This window comes from Streptomyces sp. NPDC006463 (assembly GCF_042870715.1).
In the GTDB taxonomy this organism is placed as follows: Bacteria; Actinomycetota; Actinomycetes; order Streptomycetales; family Streptomycetaceae; genus Streptomyces.
This window is the reverse complement of the sequence record NZ_JBIAHP010000010.1, coordinates 81,400-100,166: the sequence shown is the minus strand read 5'-3', so window position 1 is coordinate 100,166 and position 18,767 is coordinate 81,400. Positions and strand designations below refer to the sequence as shown.

Annotated in this window: 16 protein-coding genes and 1 pseudogene; 13 read left to right on the top strand and 4 right to left on the bottom strand. The window is 71.7% G+C overall.

From position 1 onward, the window contains the following. Nucleotides 1-9 precede the first annotated feature (9 nt). Both ACFYOB_RS19550 and ACFYOB_RS19545 read left to right on the top strand, forming a co-directional pair. On the top strand, nucleotides 10-522 hold the full coding sequence (locus ACFYOB_RS19550) for a SigE family RNA polymerase sigma factor (RefSeq protein ID WP_388561080.1): 513 nt from the start codon (nucleotides 10-12) through the stop codon (nucleotides 520-522). Nucleotides 523-578: 56 nt separating this feature from the next. Continuing rightward, nucleotides 579-1,853, top strand: a complete 1,275-nt coding sequence (locus ACFYOB_RS19545; RefSeq protein WP_388561079.1) for a hypothetical protein — start codon at nucleotides 579-581, stop codon at nucleotides 1,851-1,853. Nucleotides 1,854-1,862: 9 nt separating this feature from the next. Here ACFYOB_RS19545 and ACFYOB_RS19540 read toward each other — a convergent pair whose 3' ends face one another. Continuing rightward, nucleotides 1,863-3,548, bottom strand: coding sequence for a bifunctional 3'-5' exonuclease/DNA polymerase (locus ACFYOB_RS19540; protein WP_388561078.1), 1,686 nt, complete (start codon nucleotides 3,546-3,548; stop codon nucleotides 1,863-1,865). Between the two features lie 95 nt (nucleotides 3,549-3,643). On the opposite strand from ACFYOB_RS19540, the gene ACFYOB_RS19535 reads away from it, so the two are divergent. Next, nucleotides 3,644-4,198 (top strand): hypothetical protein, encoded by a 555-nt coding sequence (locus ACFYOB_RS19535; protein ID WP_388561077.1) that lies wholly within the window; start codon nucleotides 3,644-3,646, stop codon nucleotides 4,196-4,198. Here ACFYOB_RS19535 and ACFYOB_RS19530 read toward each other — a convergent pair. Beyond that, the gene (locus tag ACFYOB_RS19530; RefSeq protein WP_388561076.1) at nucleotides 4,195-5,031 is read right to left on the bottom strand and encodes an NAD(P)H-binding protein; all 837 of its coding nucleotides are present in this window, start codon (nucleotides 5,029-5,031) and stop codon (nucleotides 4,195-4,197) included. The genes ACFYOB_RS19535 and ACFYOB_RS19530 overlap by 4 nt on opposite strands. Before the next feature lie 81 nt (nucleotides 5,032-5,112). Here ACFYOB_RS19530 and ACFYOB_RS19525 point away from each other — a divergent pair, with 81 nt between their 5' ends. The 4 genes from ACFYOB_RS19525 (at nucleotide 5,113) to ACFYOB_RS19510 (ending at nucleotide 9,153) form a co-directional block, all read left to right on the top strand. After that, nucleotides 5,113-5,508, top strand: a complete 396-nt coding sequence (locus ACFYOB_RS19525; RefSeq protein WP_388561075.1) for a winged helix-turn-helix transcriptional regulator — start codon at nucleotides 5,113-5,115, stop codon at nucleotides 5,506-5,508. Further along, a complete protein-coding gene (locus ACFYOB_RS19520) occupies nucleotides 5,478-6,692 on the top strand; it encodes a DUF2786 domain-containing protein (protein WP_388561074.1) in 1,215 nt (404 codons plus the stop codon). Before ACFYOB_RS19525 ends, ACFYOB_RS19520 begins: the two co-directional genes overlap by 31 nt. 49 nt (nucleotides 6,693-6,741) lie before the next feature. Then, on the top strand, nucleotides 6,742-8,787 hold the full coding sequence (locus ACFYOB_RS19515) for an FUSC family protein (RefSeq protein ID WP_388561073.1): 2,046 nt from the start codon (nucleotides 6,742-6,744) through the stop codon (nucleotides 8,785-8,787). Nucleotides 8,788-8,907: 120 nt separating this feature from the next. After that, nucleotides 8,908-9,153, top strand: coding sequence for a DUF397 domain-containing protein (locus ACFYOB_RS19510; RefSeq protein WP_030656519.1), 246 nt, complete (start codon nucleotides 8,908-8,910; stop codon nucleotides 9,151-9,153). A 115-nt stretch (nucleotides 9,154-9,268) separates the two neighbouring features. On the opposite strand, the gene ACFYOB_RS19505 is transcribed toward ACFYOB_RS19510, so the two are convergent. Then, nucleotides 9,269-9,787, bottom strand: a complete 519-nt coding sequence (locus tag ACFYOB_RS19505; RefSeq protein WP_388561072.1) for an ATP-binding protein — start codon at nucleotides 9,785-9,787, stop codon at nucleotides 9,269-9,271. Between the two features lie 341 nt (nucleotides 9,788-10,128). On the opposite strand from ACFYOB_RS19505, the gene ACFYOB_RS19500 reads away from it, so the two are divergent. From ACFYOB_RS19500 to ACFYOB_RS19475, 6 genes and pseudogenes are all read left to right on the top strand, one after another. Then, nucleotides 10,129-11,007, top strand: a complete 879-nt coding sequence (locus ACFYOB_RS19500; RefSeq protein ID WP_388561071.1) for a helix-turn-helix domain-containing protein — start codon at nucleotides 10,129-10,131, stop codon at nucleotides 11,005-11,007. A gap of 89 nt (nucleotides 11,008-11,096) precedes the next feature. Next, complete coding sequence (locus ACFYOB_RS19495; protein WP_388561070.1) at nucleotides 11,097-12,554, top strand: aldehyde dehydrogenase family protein; 1,458 nt, start codon at nucleotides 11,097-11,099, stop codon at nucleotides 12,552-12,554. Between the two features lie 57 nt (nucleotides 12,555-12,611). Beyond that, entirely contained in the window at nucleotides 12,612-14,699 is a 2,088-nt protein-coding gene (gene mrdA / locus ACFYOB_RS19490; RefSeq protein ID WP_388561069.1) for a penicillin-binding protein 2, read from the top strand. A 91-nt stretch (nucleotides 14,700-14,790) separates the two neighbouring features. Next, nucleotides 14,791-15,303 (top strand): DinB family protein, encoded by a 513-nt coding sequence (locus ACFYOB_RS19485; protein WP_388561068.1) that lies wholly within the window; start codon nucleotides 14,791-14,793, stop codon nucleotides 15,301-15,303. 84 nt (nucleotides 15,304-15,387) lie between these two features. Continuing rightward, a complete protein-coding gene (locus tag ACFYOB_RS19480) occupies nucleotides 15,388-16,146 on the top strand; it encodes a MerR family transcriptional regulator (protein ID WP_388561067.1) in 759 nt (252 codons plus the stop codon). A 119-nt stretch (nucleotides 16,147-16,265) separates the two neighbouring features. Further along, nucleotides 16,266-16,913, top strand: a pseudogene (locus ACFYOB_RS19475) (DedA family protein); the annotation flags it as partial. Between the two features lie 133 nt (nucleotides 16,914-17,046). Here the strand turns inward: ACFYOB_RS19475 and ACFYOB_RS19470 are convergent. Then, nucleotides 17,047-18,687 (bottom strand): threonine/serine exporter ThrE family protein, encoded by a 1,641-nt coding sequence (locus tag ACFYOB_RS19470; RefSeq protein WP_388561066.1) that lies wholly within the window; start codon nucleotides 18,685-18,687, stop codon nucleotides 17,047-17,049. Nucleotides 18,688-18,767: the final 80 nt, after the last annotated feature.

Below are 18,767 nucleotides of genomic sequence, written 5' to 3'. Positions count from 1 at the left end.
GGGGAGTAAATGCGGCAGGGTCGCAGGGACGGGTTCCGCGAGTTCGCGGCAGTCCGGTCGGGGCACCTGTACCGGTCGGCGTGTCTGCTGACGAGCGGGGACACACACCTCGCCGAGGACCTGGTGCAGGAGACCCTGGGGCGGATGTACCTGCACTGGGGGCGGATCTCCCGCATCGACAATCCGGCGGCGTACGCGCAGACGGTGCTGGTGCGGGCCTTCTTGACCCACCAGCGCCGACGGTCGGCGGGGGAGCGTCCGGTCGGGGAGCTCCCCGACCGGGGCGCGGCGGCCGCCGGCTCCGATCCGGCGCTGCGGCTGACGCTGCTGGAGGTGCTGGGGCGGCTGGCGCCGAAGGACCGGGCGGTGCTGGTGCTGCGGTACTGGGAGGACCGCAGCGTCGAGGAGACCGCCGACGCGATGAACGTCAGCTCGGCGGCGGTGCGCACGCGCACATCGCGGGCGCTGGGCCGGCTGCGGGAGCAACTCGGCGGAAGCCTCGCCGCGTTCGCGGAACTCTGAGACCGCCGGTCCGTTCCCCTTTCCTCACCCACCTGAAACGGAAGGTTTGGTTCCCCATGCCCTTTGAAGATGAGCTCGGCGAAGCGCTCCGGCGCGCGGGGGACGGTTTCACGGCCGACCGGCTCGCCCTCGTCGACGCCGGCGAGCAGCGCGGCCGACGGCTGGTGGCCCGCCGCCGGGCCGCGGTGATCGGCGGATCGGTGCTGGCCCTGGCCGTGATCGGGACGGCCGGCGCCTACTCCGGCGGGCTGCTCGAAGGCTCAGGCTCCGGCTCAGGCCAGGTCGACGTGGCGGCGCCGCCGACCCTGCCGAGCAGCGGGTCCGCAAAGGACGGCAGCTCCGACCCGAGACTGCACGGAACGGGGACCGGAGCGGTCACCGCCGACCAACTGCTCGCCGTGTTCAAGGAGCTGCTGCCCGGCGGGAAGCTGACCGACACCAAAGCGCGCGGCAGCGACGAGTCCCCGATGGTGTCCGGCGTGTACGACGACGGCGGCGGCGAGGCGGCCATCAGCGTCGGCCTCTCCCGGGTGGACCCGAACGGCAGCAACGCCCGCGAGCTGACCAAGTGCGGGGACAAGAACATCCAGGAGTACGACGACTGCACCAACGAGCAGCTGGCGGACGGCTCCAAGCTCCTGCTCTACAAGGGCTACGAGTACCCGGACCGCCGGGTGGACACCAAGGTCTGGCGGGCCGCACTCGTGACCCCGCAGGGCTTCATGGTCGACGCGTCCGAGTGGAACGCCCCGGCGGAGAAGGGCGCCCCGCTCTCCCGGCCCAACCCGCCGTTGACGACCGCCCAGTTGAAGGCCCTGGTCACCTCGGCCCTGTGGCACCCGGCGCTGAACGACCTGCGCCCGGCCGAGGTGGAGCGGGCCGCCCCGCCGGAGTCGTCGGTCGCGCTGACGTACATGAAGCCCGAGGCGGCCCTGGAGCTCCTGGTAGCCAACCACGGGATCCCGGTCGTCTCCAAGGGCGGGCAGGACTCCTCGTACGGTTACGTCGTGCTCGACGACGGCAAGGGCAAATCCCTGGTCCAGCTCAATGTGAGCAAGGACGAGAACACTTCGGGCTTCACGGGCGCCGGTGTCACCACGCTGCCCGACGGCGTCAAGATGAGGGTCACGCAGCGGCCCGCCGAGAAGGGCAAGGGCGTGGTCGACTGGACCGTCGACACCCTGCGGCCGAACGGGGTGCGCGTGGTGGTCTCGGCCTACAACACCGCCAACCAGAGCGGCACGGCCACCCGCGAGACGCCCGCGCTGACGCTGGAGCAGCTCAAGGAGCTCGTGCTGGACCCCGGCTGGAACCGGAGCCGGAACTCCTAGGCCCTGCGGTCACTTGGCGTCGGCGTAGCACTCCACGACCGCCGTCGTGAACGGGAACCGGACCGGGGTGTCGCCGAAGGCGATCCGGCCGGCCCGGTCACCGGCGGCGCGGATCGCCTCGGCGACGGCCCCGGCCTCCTCGGCCGGGCAGTGCACGATCACCTCGTCGTGCTGGAAGAACACCAGCTCGGCCCGCATCCCGGCGAGGGTCTGCCGCAGGGCGGCGAGCAGCAGCAGGGTCCAGTCGGCGGCGCTGCCCTGCACGACGAAGTTACGGGTGAACCGGCCGCGGGCCCGGGTGTCGGCCGAGGCGTAACTCGGGGTCCAGCCGCGGTCCTCCCGGTCCTCCCGGTCCTGCGGGATCCCGGCCTCGCCGTCGTCGGACTCCGCGGAGCCCACCGGCGGCGGGCAGGTGCGGCCCAGCCAGGTACGTACGAGCCGGCCCTCCTCGCCCGCCTTCGCCGCGTCGTCGACGTACGCCACGGCCCGCGGGAAGCGGCGGCGCAGCGCGGCCAGGTTCTTGAGGCCGTCCCCGGAGGTCTGCCCGTAGACGGCGCCAAGGACGGCGAGCTTGGCCTTGTCCCGGTCGCCGGAGAAGCCCTGGCGGGAGACGGCGGTGTAGAGGTCCTCGGGCCGGCCGGCCACCTCCATGAAGGCGGGGTCGCGGGAGATCGCGGCGAGCACGCGCGGTTCCATCTGGTCGGCGTCGGCGACGACAAGCCGCCAGCCCGGATCGGCGACGACGGCCCGGCGGATCACCTTGGGGATCTGCAGGGCCCCGCCGCCGTTGGTCACCCAGCGGCCGGTGAGGGTGCCGCCGGGAATGAACTCCGGGCGGAAGCGGCCCTCGTGGACCCAGTCCGTGAGCCAGCCCCAGCCGTGCGCGGTGTAGATCCGGTACAGCTTCTTGTACTCGATCAGCGGCTCGACGGCCGGATGGTCCAGCTCCTGGATCTCCCAGCGGCGGGTCGACTTGAGTTTGATCCCGGCCTCGGCGAAGGCCTTGATGACGTCGGCGGGCAGTTCGGGGCGCACGCGTCGGCCGAAGGCGGTCGAGATCCGGTCGGCGAGCTCGGCGAGGCGGCGGGGCTCGCCGCCGCCCGCGTACCGCTCGCCGAGCAGCTCGGTCAGCAGGGCGCGGTGTACGTCGGCCCGCCAGGGCAGGCCCGCGCGGTTCATCTCGGCGGCCACGAGGAAGGCGGCGGACTCGGCGGCCGTGAGCAGCCGCATCCGGTCGGGGTGGGCGGTGGCGTCGAGCCGTCTCGCCTGGTCGGCGTGGACGGCGAGCAGGGCGTCGAGGGGGACGGGCGTGGGCTGAGGGTCGAAGAGCGAGTCCTGCGTGCCGGGCTCGGCGGTGCGTTGCGGGGGGTCGGGCGGTACGGGGGCGTTGTTGAGCCGGGCCCAGGCGGCCGCCGCCGAGCGGGGCTCCCCGAACCGGCCCTCGTGGCCGAGCAGCAGCAGCTCGCAGTCCTCGATGTCGTGGCACCGCTCGACCCGCACCCCTGCGGCGAGCAGCCGGGGGTACACGGCGGTGGTGGACCGCCAGACCCACCGCGTCCCGGCCGGTGCGGCCCGCACCGCCTCGGCCGGCTCGCGCACGCTGACCCGCGCCCCGGCGCCCGGGTCCACGGGCGCGGCGTGCCACCACCCGTCGCCGTCCTCGGCGAGGGCCCACCGGGACGTGCGGTCGCTCATGGGTGCGAGTGTCCCACCGCCCTGTGACACTCCCCGCCCGCGCCGCGCTGCCGTCCGGGCTCCCCCGACGGCGTGCCCTAGGGCAGGATGCCTCGGTGAGCATCCACGTCTTCGCCGACTGGGGCCGGTTCCCGGACTCCGTGCCCGCCGCGGACGCCGCCGCGCCGCGACAGGTCCTGCCCGTCGCGGCCGTCAGGGACGCCGACCCCGCCGCGAGCCCGCCGGAACTGCGCACCGTCCCGGGTGACACGGTCTTCGTGTCGTCCCGGGACACCGCCAGGCTGGAACGGTTCTGCGCCGAGAACCGGATCCCGGTACGCCGTCGCCCCGACATCTGGGGCGACCTGCTCGAACCCTTCCTCGACACCTCGTTCGACGGCCGGCACCAGTCGGAAACCCTGGACCGGCTGGCGCGCAACGGGGTCGGGCGGGCCGAAGCGGTCCGCATCCGCGAGCGGGTCGGACCCCTCATGGCCGCCTTCAACGGCGTGCACCAGGACTGGTGCCACCTCGGCCTCGCCGACCTCCTCGACGCGGCCGCCTCCGATCTCGTACCCGCCGGACTGCGCGTCCGGCCGCAGGACCGGGCGGCCTTCCGCACCTGGGCGATGGAGATCGCCGACCGGCCCGGTCCGACGGACCCGGCCTAGGCGCGGGGAACCGACTCCGCGTACACCGACAGCGCGGAGCGCGGGGCACGGTCCAGGAGCTTCGGGAGGACGCCCGCGTCCGGGGTGTCCAGGAAGCCCGCGGCGATCGCCGAGTACGTCGCCACCAGCATCGGCACCTCGAACGGCTGCGCGGCCGTGCCCGCCAGTACGGCCCGGGCCTCGGACAGCGAGCCCGGGGCGTAGCGGGCCCCTACCGCGCCGGCCAGCTCCGCCCCGCCCAGCGCGCGGTCGCCGACCAGCTCGTACACCTGCCCGGCGTGCGCCTGCGGCGCCAGCGCCACCCGTACCGCGACCTCCGCCAGGTCCTCCCGGGCGACGGCCGCGAGCCGGCCGGTCCCCAGCGGCGCGGTGATCAGCCCGTCCGGGCCGGGCGCGGCCAGGGCCGCCAGCAGCTCCGCGTACAGCCCGTTGCGCAGGACGGTCCAGGTCAGCGAGGACTCGCGCAGGCGGCGTTCGGTCCAGCGGTGCGGGAGCGCGTACGGCAGGTGGTCGCCGGTCCCGGTGAGGCTGGTGTAGACGAGGTGGCGCACCCCGGCCCGCTCGGCCGCCGCGACCGCCGCCCCGTGCCGGGCGATGACCCGGTCGTCCTCCCCGTACCCGGCGGAGATGAGCAGAAGGGTGTCCACCCCCGCGAAGGCCGGGCCGAGCGAGTCGGGGTCGTCGAAGTCCACCCGCACCTGCCCGGCCCCGGTTTCGCCCCCGCCTTCGCCCCCGGCCGGAGCGCGTGTGCCGAACCGTACGTCCGGCCGGCCGGCCAGTCGTCGGGCCACCAGGGAGCCGAGTCCGCCCGAGGCGCCGGTGATCAAGAGCATGGGAAGTCCTTCGTTCGCCGCGTGGTTGGGTACACGGACATCGTGTGCGGACCGGCGCACGGAGCGTAAGGAGGCACTTTCATGTCACCAGGGCACACCGCGATAACCACCCCCGTGGTGAGCTGCGACGACGACTGCGGCATCCGCGACGTCCTCGACCGGCTCGGCGACAAGTGGTCCGTCCTCGTCGTCGTCCAGCTCGCGGCCGGGGTCCACCGGTTCAAGGAGCTCCAGCGCGCGGTCGACGGCGTCTCGCAGCGGATGCTCACCCTCACCGTCCGCCGGCTGGAGCGCGACGGGCTGGTCACCCGCACCGTGCACCCCACGGTGCCCCCGCAGGTCGAGTACGAGCTGACCGAGCTCGGCCACAGCCTGACCGTCCTGGTCAAGGGACTCGCCGACTGGTCGCTCGCCCACCGCCCGCGGATCGAGGCCGCCCGCCGGGCATGGGACGCGAAGGCGGACATGCCAAGCTGAGGGGTGTGAGAGACCTTGCCGAGACCGTCGACCGAGCCTTCGCCGCCGCCCTCTACGCCCAGGACGACACCGGGCTGGACACCGGGGCCTCGCTGCTCGCCGCCGACCCGGCGCGGTGGGGCGCGGTCGGGCGGGAGCTGCTGGCGCGCGGGGAGGCGTACGTACGGCAGGGCTGGGAGCGGGGCTGGCAGCCGGCCGACGTGCTCCGGCTGGTCCGCCGGGACCTCGAAGAGCGGCACCTGCGGATCACCGGGGACCTGATCGCCGCCGAGGCGCGCAGGTACGCCCGCCTCCCGGAGCGGTGGGGCGCGGCCGAGGTGTGGTGGACGAGCGACGGGGAGTACGCCGACCAGCTTGCCCGCCGCGAGAAGGCGGACCGGTTCACGCTGGCCACCGCCTGCCTGGAGGTGTTCCGGCTGCTGGTCCGGCTGCCCTCGATCGAACCGGTGGGCCCGCTGCCCGGTGACCCGGTGGACGCACTCGCCGAACACGCCCACATCGAGCCGCGGATGCTCGGCCGCATCCGGGCGCTGCTGGCGAAGGCCGAGGCCACCACCTTCCCGGAGGAGGCGGAGGCGCTGAGCGCCAAGGCCCAGGAGCTGATGGCCCGGCACACCGTGGACGAGGCGCTGCTGGCGGCGCGCGGCGGGGCTCCGGCGCAGGTCCCGGGGGCCTGCCGGATCGGGGTGGAGCCGCCGTACGAGGAGGCCAAGGCGGTACTGCTCGACGCGGTGGCCACCGCCAACCGCTGCCGGGCGGTGTGGAACAGCGGCTTCGAGTTCTCGACGGTGGTCGGCTTCGAGAGCGACCTGGAGGCGGTGGAGCTGCTGTACACCTCGCTGCTCGTGCAGGGCACGGCGGCGATGACCCGGGCGGAGGCCGCGCAGCGCGCCGGGGGACGCAAGCGGACCAAGACCTTCCGGCAGTCCTTCCTGCTCGCGTACGCCAGCCGGCTCGGGCGGCGGCTCGCCGAGACCGCCGAGAACGCGGTGAGCGAGGCCCCCGACAACCTGCCCGCCCTGGTGGCCCGCGACGTCGCCGTCACCTCGCGGGCGGAGGAGATGTTCCCGCAGACCACGACGACCCGGCTGCGCGGGGCGACCGATCTCGCGGGCTGGGAGGACGGCACGGCGGCCGCGGACGCCGCGCACGTGGGCGGCCGGAGCAAACCGCTGCCGCGGTGACCGGGGCTCAAATACGGCGTACTGGGGCAAAGCGGATACGCTCGGCCCCATGAGCTGGCTCCGGGCGCTGAAGGACACCGCCCGGTCGGGCGTGACGGTCGAGCGGACCCCGATGGAGCCCCTCCTCGCACTGCGCGCGGCCGTGGGGCTCGCCGTCGTCATCGGGGCCGGGCTCGCCCTGTTCGGGCCCGGCTCGGCGGTCAGCTCCGCCTTCGGCGCCTTCATGGCCGCGATCGCGACCCTCCAGAAGAGCTGGCGTCCGCGACCCGACCTCGCCCTCGCCTCCGGGCTGACCCTGGCCGTGTCCACCTTCGTCGGCTACGTCGTCGGGTCTTCCCACACGGTCCTCTTCCTGGCGCTGCTCGCCGCCTGGGCCTTCGCGGCCGGGATGATGTGGGCGGCAGGGCCCACCGCCGGGATCATCGCTTCCGGGAACGTCGCGGTCATGCTGGTGACCGTCACCCTGCCGACCTCCGTGCCGCAGGCCGCCGGGCACGCCGCGATGATCGCCGCGGGCGGGATGGTGCAGGCGCTGCTCATCGTGCTCTTCCCCGTCCGCCGCTGGGGCGCCCACCGCGACGCCCTCGCCGACGCCCTCGCCGACGAGGCCGACTACGCCCGTCGGCTGCGGCAGGATCCCGTCGCGCCCTTCGATCCGCAGCCGCTGATGAAGGCCCGGGACGCCGCCACCGTGACCGTGCGTCAGGCCCGGCGGCGTCCGGCCGAGCTGCACGGGGCGCGGGGGCTCGCGGAGAGGATCCGGCCGGTGCTGGCCTCGCTCGCCGATCCGGCCGTCGGCGCGCCCGCCGAAGGCCCGGCGCGGGCCCGGGTGCGCGAACTGCTCGCCGCCGCCGGGGCGGTCCTGGACGCCGCCGCGGACGCGATCCGCCGCGGGGATCCCGTCCGCCTCCCCGCGCCGGACCTGGCGGTCCTGAAGTCCCCCGACACGGCGGATCTGCTCACCGGCGCGCCGCTGCGGGCCGCGCGCCGGCTCGCCGCCCTGCTGGACGACGTACTGGAGACGGCCGAGCCGGGATCCGGGCGCACCGCCGATCCCGGGGAGTCGATGCTGCGGCCCACCCTGCCGGGGCTGGTGCCGCTGGGGTGGAAGGCCGTACGCGCCGAACTGCGCCCCGGGTCCCCGGTCCTGCGGCACGCCGTGCGCCTGACGGCCGTGGTCTGCGCCGGCTCCCTCATCGGCCAGGCGCTGCCGTTCGGGCACGCCTACTGGGCTCCGATGGCCTCCGTGATGGTCATGCGGCCGGACTTCTCCCAGACGTACTCGCGGGCCGTCGCCCGCTTCGCCGGCACCCTCGTCGGCGTCGCCGTCGCCACCGGGATCGTGCAACTGGCGCAGCCGGGGACGTACCTGTCGGGCTTCCTCGCCGTGGTGAGCGCGGGCCTGACGTACGGCCTGATGCGGACCGGGTACGCCGTCGCGCAGGTCTTCGTCTCCGCCTACGTCGTCTTCCTGCTCGGCATGGGCGGCGTCCGCTGGGACCAGACCGTGCCCGACCGGGTCGCCCTCACGCTGCTCGGCGGACTGCTCGCGATGATCGGCTACGCCCTCTACCCGGCCTGGGAGACCCCGCGGCTGCGGACCCGCCTCGCCGACTGGCTCGCCGCCTCGGGGCGGTACGGGGCCGCCGTGCTCGGCCAGTACGCCGACCCGGCCGGGGCCCGGCGCGCCGACGTCCGAGAGGCACTGCTGGCCGTCCGCGACGCCCGGGTCGCCTGGCAGGACGCGCTCGACCGGGCCGCCGGGGAGCCGGTGCGCCACCGGGGGCTGTCGCGGGCCGCCGCCGATGACGCGGGCGAGGCCCTGGCCGCGCTGGGCCGGGGCGTGATGCTCCTGGAGGCCCATATCCCGGACCGCGCGCACCCGCCGGTGCCGGGGGCGGCCGAGCTGGCAGGCGCGCTGCGTGCCGCCACCGAGGCGGGCGCGAAGGCGGTGCGCGAGCGCCGGATCCCGCGGTGGGACGAGGTCAGGGCGGTGCCGACGGCCTGGGACGCGCCCGGGGCGGGGGTGCTCCGCGGGGCCGCCGAGCAGCTCCTGGACTCGCTGGACGAGGTGTCGAACGCCCTTGGCCCGTAAGGGTGCTCCGTATCTGTGATCAGGGAAGCACCCCGCGTGCACGTGCATCTGCCCATGCATGCACCTATGAACACAGCTATGATCCAGTGCAGTTGACATCTGCACTATCGGGGGCTTCCTGTGGACCACGCGTACAACGGGATGGCAGCTGCAGAACTCGCTTCCTTGTTTGAGCTGACGTGGCAGAAGAGCAGACACAGCAACTCGCAGGGATCCTGCGTGGAGTTCGCGAAGCTGCCCGGCGGCGACGTCGCCATGCGCAATTCGCGCTTTCCGGACGGTCCGGCGCTCGTCTACACACCGGCGGAGATAGAAGCCCTGCTCCTGGGCGTCAAGGACGGCGAGTTCGATCACCTGATCGGCTGACGGAACAGCGCACCCAATCAAGCCGTGCACGTGCACTGGCCGGGAATGATCATTGCGATCAGTCCCGGCCAGTTGTCGTGAATCACGCGTGTGAATCGCCCGCTGGAGCGGCTGTTCAGTCCTGCAGGTCCCGGAGCAGGAAGAGCGCCCAGACCACCTTGCCGGTCAGCCGTCCCGCGAGCGGGTGCCATCCCCAGCTGTCGCTGTACGCGTCCACCAGGAACAGCCCGCGCCCGGACTCCAGGTCGAAGTTCTCCGCCGTCCGCTCGGGGGAGAAGGAGCCCCCGGGCCGGTCCTCGCTGGGATCGCGCACCGCGCACACCAGCCGGGTGCTCCACCGCATCAGGTGCAGCCGTACCGGCGGCTCCGACTCGCCGCCCGCACACCGCGATTCCTCGGGCAGGGCATGGCGCAGCGCGTTGGTGACGAGCTCGGAGACGACCAGCGACACGTCGTCGAAGCGTTCTTCGAGACCCCACTGGGTCAGTGTCGACCGGCAGAAGGAGCGGGCGCCCCGCACCGCTTCGAGCCGTGCGGGCAGAGCGCAGGAGGCGGACCCGGAGACAGCCGTGGGGTCGACCGGGGGAAGCCCCTGCCGTAACGGCTCGAGCATGGTCGATCCATTCGTCCCCATGCGAGGCACTCCCGGGATTCGCGGCCGGAGCGGTCAACTCCGTCCAGAAAGAACTGCGGGGTGGGTCCGCGGCGCCGGCGCGAAGGTGCACGCAGGTGCGCGGGGACCATCGTTCCGAATGGCGGAGCCGGATGCAAGGGCAGATGCACGTGCACGCGCCGGACCTGTCCGCTCCCGTGATGGTTCTTGCTCATTTCTTCCTACGCATCCTGACGGACTTCTTTTCCGGGAGCCCAGATTCCGTTACAGAACGAGTACGGACCGATGCGTTTTGGTGGCAGACTGCGGCCCTGGGGTACGGGGGTCCCTGGACGCGCACACACCACGCGCACGCCATTGCGATGGGGAGGGCAGTACTAGTGGCCGCAGAAGCGAGCGGTTCTGTGGTGCGCCGCATCCTCCTGGGCTCCCAGCTCAGGCGACTCCGAGAATCCCGCGGCATCACCCGTGAGGCGGCCGGCTACTCGATCCGCGCATCCGAATCGAAGATCAGCCGCTTGGAGTTGGGAAGGGTGAGCTTCAAGGCCAGAGACGTGGAGGACCTCCTCACGCTCTACGGAGTCACGGACACCGCCGAGCGCGAGTCCCTGCTGGGACTGGTCCGGGAGGCCAACGCGACCGGCTGGTGGCACAGTTACGGCGATGTGCTGCCCGGGTGGTTCCAGACGTACATCGGCCTGGAGGGCGCCGCCTCGCTCATCCGGATCTACGAAGTCCAGTTCGTCCACGGCCTGTTGCAGACCGAGGCCTACGCGCACGCGGTCGTCAAGCGCGGCATGCCCGGAGCCACCGCAGCGGAGATCGACCGCCGCGTCGCGCTGCGCCTGGAGCGCCAGAAGGTCCTCGTCTCCGAGAACGCGCCGGTCTTCCACGCCGTCCTCGACGAGGCCGCGCTGCGCCGCCCGTACGGCGACCGCGACGTCATGCGGGGCCAGTTGGAGCACCTCATCGAGGTCTCCCAGCGCCCCAACGTGCAGCTCCAGGTGATGCCCTTCTCCTTCGGCGGACACGCGGGCGAAAGCGGAGCCTTCACCCTGCTGCGTTTCCCCGAGTCGGACCTCCAGGACATCGTCTATCTGGAACAGCTCACCAGTGCCCTCTACCTGGACAAGGAAGAGGAAGTGGGGCAGTACAGCCGGGCGATGGAGCGGCTCCAGGCCGACTGCCCGGACGCGGACCGGACCCGGGATCTTCTTCGTGGCCTACTCCAACTGTCTTGATTCGCACGTAGTATGACGTCTGATCAGTGCATGATGACCGATCGGTCTCCGGTGCAGCGCACGGGTGCGCGCTCGCAGTAAGGGATGGCATGTCCATATTCAGCGACCTCGCTCACCAGTACATCGACGGCGAATGGCTGGCCGGCACCGGTTCGTGGGACATCATCGACGTCAATCCGTACAACGGTGAGAAGCTCGCCGCCATCACCGTGGCCACCGTCGAGCAGGTGGACCAGGCCTACCGCGGCGCCGAGCGCGCACAGCGGGAATGGGCCGCCACCAGCCCGTACAGCAGACGCGCGGTCCTGGAGCGCGCCCTGCGGATCACCGAGGAGCGCGAGAAGGAGATCATCGAGGCGATGATCGACGAGCTCGGCGGGACCCGTCCCAAGGCCGAGTACGAGGTCTACCTCGCCCAGGAGTTCTTGCGCGAGGCGATCCAGCTCGCCGTCCGCCCCGAGGGCCGCATCCTGGTCTCGCCGGTCGAGGGCAAGGAGAACCGGGTCCAGCGCCTCCCGGTCGGCGTGATCACCGTGATCAGCCCGTTCAACTTCCCCTTCCTGGTCACCCTGAAGTCGGTCGCCCCGGCGCTGGCGCTGGGCAACGCGGTGGTGATCAAGCCCAACCAGAACGCACCCGTGGTCGGCGGCGGGGTCATCGCCAAGATCTTCGAGGACGCGGGACTGCCGGCCGGCCTGCTCAACGTCCTGGTCACCGACATAGCCGAGATAGGCGACGCGCTCCTGACCCACCCCGTCCCCAAGGTCATCTCCTTCGCGGGCTCGGACCGGGTCGGCCGGCACGTCGGAGCGGTCGCGGCCCGCCATTTCAAGCGCACGGTCCTGGAGCTCAGCGGCAACAGCGCGCTCGTCGTCCTCGACGACGCCGACCTCGACTACGCGGTGGACGCGGCCGTCTTCAGCCGCTTCGTCTACCAGGGCCAGGTCTGCATGGCCGCCAACCGGATCCTGGTCGACGCCTCCGTCGCCGAGGAGTTCACGGAGAAGTTCGTCGCCCGCGTGCGGGCGCTGAAGACGGGCGACCCGCACGAGGCCGACACCCACATCGGCCCGCTGATCAACTCCTTCCAGGCCGACGCCCTGACCGCACTCGTGGACCAGGCCGTGGAATCCGGCGCTCAGGCACTCGTACGGGGTTCTACGCGCGGCAACCTCGTCGAGCCGACCGTCCTGACCGGTCTGCCCGAGGACTCCCCGCTGCTGGGCCAGGAGATCTTCGGCCCGGTGGCCCTGCTGGTGGTCTTCGACGGCGAGGACGAGGCCGTACGGCTGACCAATGCGACCCCGTACGGGCTGAGCGGCGCCGTGCACACCCGGGACGTGGAGCGCGGCGTCCGTTTCGCTCAGCGGATCGAGACGGGGATGATCCACGTCAACGACTCCACCATCGGGGACGAGCCGCTGGCCGCCTTCGGCGGCGAGAAGGCCTCGGGCCTGGGCCGCCTGAACGGCGAGGCCACCGTCGAGGCCTTCACCACGCAGAAGTGGATCTCCGTGCAGCACGGCCGGACGCGCTTCCCGTTCTAGCCGCCGGTCGCTCTAGACTCGGCCGGGCGTACGCGGCGCCGCCCGGGGGAGAGCAAGTTGAGCAACATACCCGAGACCGGCCGGACCCCACGGGTCCAGAACCGGCTCGTCGTCATCCAGATCGTGGTCTTCTCGCTCCTGCTCACGCTGGGCGGACGCCTCTGGTACCTCCAGATACGCAATGGCCAGGAGTACACCGACGAGGCGAAGAACAACCACGTCCAGCGCGTGGTCCAGCCCGCCGTCCGCGGCTCGATCCTCGACTCGCGCGGGGTCCCGCTCGCCGACAGCCAGACCCACCTCGTGGTCTCCGCCAGCCGCACCGAGCTGCTCGCGATGAAGGACAAGGGCAAGGGCGTCCTCACGCGCCTCGCCGGCGTCCTCGGCATGGACCCGCAGGAAGTCACCGACAAGGTCCGGCTCTGCGACGCCAAGACCAAGCAGCCCTGCTGGAACGGCTCCCCCTACCAGCCGATCCCGGTCAGCGCCGAGGCCACCACCGAGCAGGCGCTCCAGATCCACGAGCACGCCGAGGACTTCCCCGGCATCACCGCCGAGCCCACCGCCATGCGCCGCTACGCCGGCCCGGACGGGGCCAACACCTCCCAGGTGCTCGGCTACCTCTCGCCGGTCACGGACGAGGAGATCGCCAAGGCGAAGAACTCCGACTCCCCCTACCTGCGCTCCGACCAGGTCGGCCGCTCCGGCCTGGAGCGCACCTACGACAAGGAGCTGCGCGGCAAGGCGGGCATCACCCGCTACGAGGTGGACAACCTCGGCCGGGTCACGGGCCAGGGCCAGACCGACAAGGCGCTGCCGGGCTCGAACATCGTGACCTCGATCGACTCCCGCGTGCAGGCGGTCGCCGAGCGCGAGCTGAACAACGCGATGATCGAGGCCCGCAAGACGTACGACAAGAACACCCGCCGGAACTACGAGGCGGACGCGGGCGCCGTCGTCGTCATGGAGACCAAGACCGGCCGGGTCGTGGCGATGGCCTCGAACCCGACCTACGACCCGAACGCCTGGGTCGGCGGCATCTCCGCCAAGGACTACGCCGCGCTCACCGACAAGGAGTCGAACTACCCGCTGCTGAACCGGGCGATCCAGGCCCAGGCGGCACCGGGCTCCATCTTCAAGGTGGTCTCCTCGACCGCCGCGGTCAACGCCGGGTACCCGTTCAACAACCGCTACCCCTGCCCCAGCTCGTACTCGGTGGGCAGCCAGACCTTCACGAACTTCGAGTCGCAGGGCCACGGCGACATCACCATCGGCCGGGCGCTGGAGGTCTCCTGCGACACCGTCTACTACTCCATCGCGGACCAGGAGTGGAAGAAGGACGGCGGCATCAACCCGAAGAAGACGCCGAACGACTGGTTCTTCAAGACCGCCCACGAGTTCGGGCTGGGCAAGCCCACCGGCGTCGACCTGCCGAACGAGGTGAGCGGCCGGATCCCCGACCGCAAGTGGAAGCAGGACTTCTTCGAGGCGAACAAGGCCGCCTGGTGCCGGGACGGCAAGAAGAACGGCACCTTCGCCGAGAAGATCGCCTACGAGAACTGCCGCCAGGGCAACCAGATGCGCGAGGGCGACGCCATCAACTACTCGATCGGCCAGGGCGACACGCTCGTCACGCCGATCCAGATGGCCTCCGTGTACGCGGCCATCGCCAACGGCGGCACGCTCCACCAGCCCAGCATCGGCAAGGCCGTGGTGAGCGCCGACGGCACCTCGGTCCGGGAGATCGCGCCGAAGGTGCAGGGCAAGCTGCCGATGGACGAGAAGACCCGCGACGACATCGACGAGGCCCTCGCGGGTGTGGCCACCAACGGCAGCGCCGCCTGGCGCTTCGGCGGCTGGCCGCAGAAGCAGATCCCGATGCACGCCAAGACCGGCACCGCCGAGGTCCAGGGCAAGCAGACCACCTCGTGGTTCGCCTCGTACACCGACGACTACTCGATCGTCATGACGATCTCCCAGGGCGGCACCGGATCCGGCGCGTCGGGGCCGGCCGTCCGCAAGATCTACGAGGCGATGTACGGGCTCGACCCGACGGGCAAGCAGGACCTCTCCAAGGCTCTGCTCCCGCAGCCCGCCACCGCGCTCCCCGCTCTTCGTCCCGACGGGGAGGACGCGCCCAACTGAGGCCCCATTTAGGACGGGCTCTGACCTCAATGCTCCGTAGCGTGGTTCTTGTCAGAAGGCAGCGGTACCCAGCGGAAGTAGGCGATCGGCAATGGCTCAGGTTTCCATGGAGGTCCCCGGCGACGAGCGCGGCACGCTCCTCTCCTTCGTCGAGTCCCAGCGGACGGCGCTCCGCGAGTCCCTGCTGGGGCTGACCGAGGAGCAGGCCGCGAGCCGCCCCAGCGCCAGCGAGCTGTCCCTGTCGGGCCTGGTCAAGCACGCCGCCGAGGTCGAGCTGAACTGGCTGCGGATGGCGCAGCAGAAGCCGAACGAGCGGTACCAGGGGGAGCGGAACTGGGAGGAGGGCTTCCGGCTGATCGAGGGCGAGAGCATCCCGTCCGTCCTGGCCTTCTGGGAGGACGTGGCGCGGCAGACGGCGGACTTCGTCACCGGGGTCCCGAGCCTGGACCAGGTCTTCCCGCTCCCTCCGGCGCCCTGGTTCCCCAAGGACGCCAAGGTCTCCGTGCGCTGGATGCTCCTGCACCTGGTGGAGGAGTTCGCCCGGCACGCGGGCCACGCGGACGTCGTCCGCGAATCCCTCGACGGCACCAAGGCCATGGGCTAGCGGGACTGGTACCGAGGGGCTTGCACCTCACGTGGCGTGAGGACCCACAGTGAAGGGCGTACCCAACCGAGAGGAGCGGAAGCGATGGGCTACTCCGTGGGCCAGGTCGCCGGATTCGCCGGAGTCACGGTGCGCACCCTGCACCACTACGACGAGATCGGTCTGCTCTCCCCGAGCGGCCGCAGCCATGCGGGTCACCGGCGGTACGACGACGCCGACCTGGACCGGCTGCAGCGGATCCTGTTCTACCGGGAGCTCGGCTTCCCCCTCGACGAGGTCGCGGTCCTGCTGGACGACCCGGAATCGGATCCGCGGGAGCATCTGCGCCGGCAGCATGCCCTGCTGACCGACCGGATCGCCCGGCTCCAGCAGATGGCCAAGGCCGTTGAGCACGCCATGGAGGCGAAGAAGATGGGCATCAACCTCACGCCCGAGGAGAGGTTCGAGGTCTTCGGGGACAACGACCCCGAGCAGTACGCGGAGGAAGTGGAGCGACGCTGGGGCGGCACCGAGGCATACGCGCAGTCGCAGCGGCGGGCCGCCTCGTACACCAAGGACGACTGGAAGCGGATCCAGGAGGAGGGCGCCGACTGGGGCGCCCGCTACGCGGCGCTGATGGAGGCCGGCGAGCCCGCCGAGGGCGAGCGCGCGATGGACCTGGCCGAGGAGCACCGGCTGCACCTCTCCACCTGGTACTACGACTGCCCGTACGAGATGCACACGTGCCTCGGTGAGATGTACGTGGCGGACGAGCGTTTCACGGCGTTCTACGACGCGATGAGGCCCGGTCTCGCCGAGCACCTGCGGGACGCGATCATGGCCAACGCCGTGCGCAAGGCGTAGCCGCATCGTCACTCATACGACCCCCTCCGGGCTCTGGAACCGGGTGGGGGTCGTGTGCGTTGATAATTGAGACCGCCCGCTCCGCAGCATGCCCCCCGATCCAGGAGAGTCCGGAAATCGTGTACACGCTTGCGCTCGCCCCTGAGTGGCTGTCCCCGGACTATCTGATCTCGCACTTCGGCCTCATCGGCATCCTGGTCATCGTGTTCGCGGAGTCGGGGCTTTTCGCCTTCCTGCCGGGCGACTCCCTGCTGTTCACGGCGGGCCTGCTGGTCGCCAACGGCGAGTACATCAAGCAGCCGCTGTGGCTGGTCTGCACCCTGATCTCGGCCGCCGCGATCATCGGAGATCAGGTCGGGTACATGATCGGCAAGTTCTTCGGGCCGAAGATCTTCAACAGGCCGAAGTCGAAGCTCTTCAAGCGGGAGAATCTGGACAAGGCGCACGGGTTCATGGACAAGCACGGCCCGAAGGCCATCGTGCTCGCCCGTTTCGTGCCGATCGTCCGTACGTTCGCCCCGATGGTCGCGGGCGCCGGCTCGATGAAGTACCGCACCTTCCTGACGTACAACGTGATCGGTGGCATCGGCTGGGGTGCCGGTCTCACCATCGCGGGCTACTGGCTCGGCCAGATCGAGCTCATCAAGAACAACGTCGAGGCGATCCTGGTCCTGATCGTCCTCATCTCGCTCGTCCCCGTGATCTTCGAGGTCCTCAAGGCCCGCAAGGAGAACAAGGCGAACGCCGCCGCCGAGCCCTTCGAGGCCGACGGCTCCCAGATCCAGGGCCAGCGGCGCCGCCACGCGAAGCGCTGAGGCCCGCCTGTCGGCCCGTACGGCCCGTACGGCGCACGAACGCCCCGGAGGCCCCGCAAGGGCCTCCGGGGCGTTCTCGTGCCCCTCAGAAGCCGCGGGTCCGCTTCGCCGCGCGGCGTTTGGCGGCGCTGGCCGCCCCCGGGATGCGCATGAACAGCCGCGAGGTCTCCGACCCCAGGTTCACCCCGATCGCGATGGCGAGGGCGACGGCCGCGGCGTTCACCAGTGAGCCGAGGCCCTCGTTCAGCCGGTCCTCGGCGATCAGCAGCAGTCCGTAGTACGTCGCCGAACCGGGCAGCAGCGGTCCGATGGCCGCGGTCGTGTACGGCAGGGCGGAGGCGAAGCGGTAGCGGGAGAAGAGCTGTCCGAACAGGCCCACCAGCCCGGCGGCGATGGCGGTGGAGGGCACGGGTGGGATGCCGCCCGCGTAGTGCAGGGCTCCGAAGGTCACCCAGGCGACCCCGCCGTTCAGGGTCACGATCCACACGGTGGAACGTTCCTGCTGGAGCAGGATCGCGAAGGTGAAGACCAGCACCATCGAGGCCGCGATCTGCAGCGGCGGCCGCTGCTGGATCTGCAGGACCTCCTCCGGCCGCGGGGAGGCGTCGAACTGCAGCCCGACGTACAGGACGGCCAGCACGCCCATGATGATGCCGATGAAGAGGTACATGACCTCCAGCAGCCGGGCGGAGGCGGTGATGTAGAAGCCGGTCAGGCCGTCCTGCACCGCCGCGACCAGGGCCCGCCCGGGCAGCAGCGCGAAGAGTCCGCCGGTGATCACGGCGGAGGCCTTGACGTCGATCCCCGTCATGTTCAGCGCCACCCCGATGGCGGCGGGCGGCATCGCGGCGACCACGAACTGGTAGAACTCCGGCAGCCCGCGCCCGGCGCACAGCCAGGCCAGCCGGTCGCCGAGCACCGCCCCGACCACCGCCGCGAAGAACACCAGGACCCCGCCGCCGACCAGGGTGGAGGCCGCCCCGGCGAGCAGCCCGGCGGCGGAGGTGAGCATCCAGCCGGGGTACGGGTGGCGGTTGCGGCGGATCTCGGCGAGGCGCCGGTAGGCCTCCTCCAGCGAGACGTCGACCTCGTGGGCGCTGATGTCGTCCACCAGCCGGTAGACGGCCGAGAGCCGGTTGTAGTCGGTGCCGCGCCGGCGCACGGTCCGGTTCGCCGAGACCGGGTGGTCCACCAGCGAGGGCTGGTGGGTGATCGACAGCAGGGTGAAGGTGACGGTCGGCTCGCAGCGGTCCAGCCCGTAGGAGCGGGTCACCGCGAACATGGCGGCCTCCACGTCCTCGGCGCCCTCGCCGCCCGCGAGCAGCAGCTCGCCGATGCGCAGGGTCAGGTCGAGTACGCGGCCCACGGCGGGCCCGGCCTCGGTCTGCCGCTGCACCAGGTCGGGCACGGGCCGTACGTCGACCGGCATGCGCAGCATGGTGCGCATCCGGTCCTGCCAGGGGGACTCCTTCAAGCTGGGGACGGGGAACCCCTGGCCGGGGGTGTAGGCGGGCGGGGAGTGCGCGGCGCTGTAGGTGGCCGGGGTGGCGAAGGCCGACCCCTCGGGCTCGGGGTGCGCCGTCTCGGTGCCCGCCGGAAGGGCGAATTCCGAGGTGGGCTGGTCCTCCTCGGGCACCTCCGGCTCCATCCCGGGCGGCGGAGTGAAGGCGCTCCGCGCCTCGTCGGACTGGGGCTTCCGGTCCTCCACCCCATCGGCTTCCGCCACGCGCCCTCCAGTCCGTGATCACCCGCGCTACCAGTATGCGGAACCGTTTCCTCCCCCGCGTACCCCAGCCCGCGCCCGGA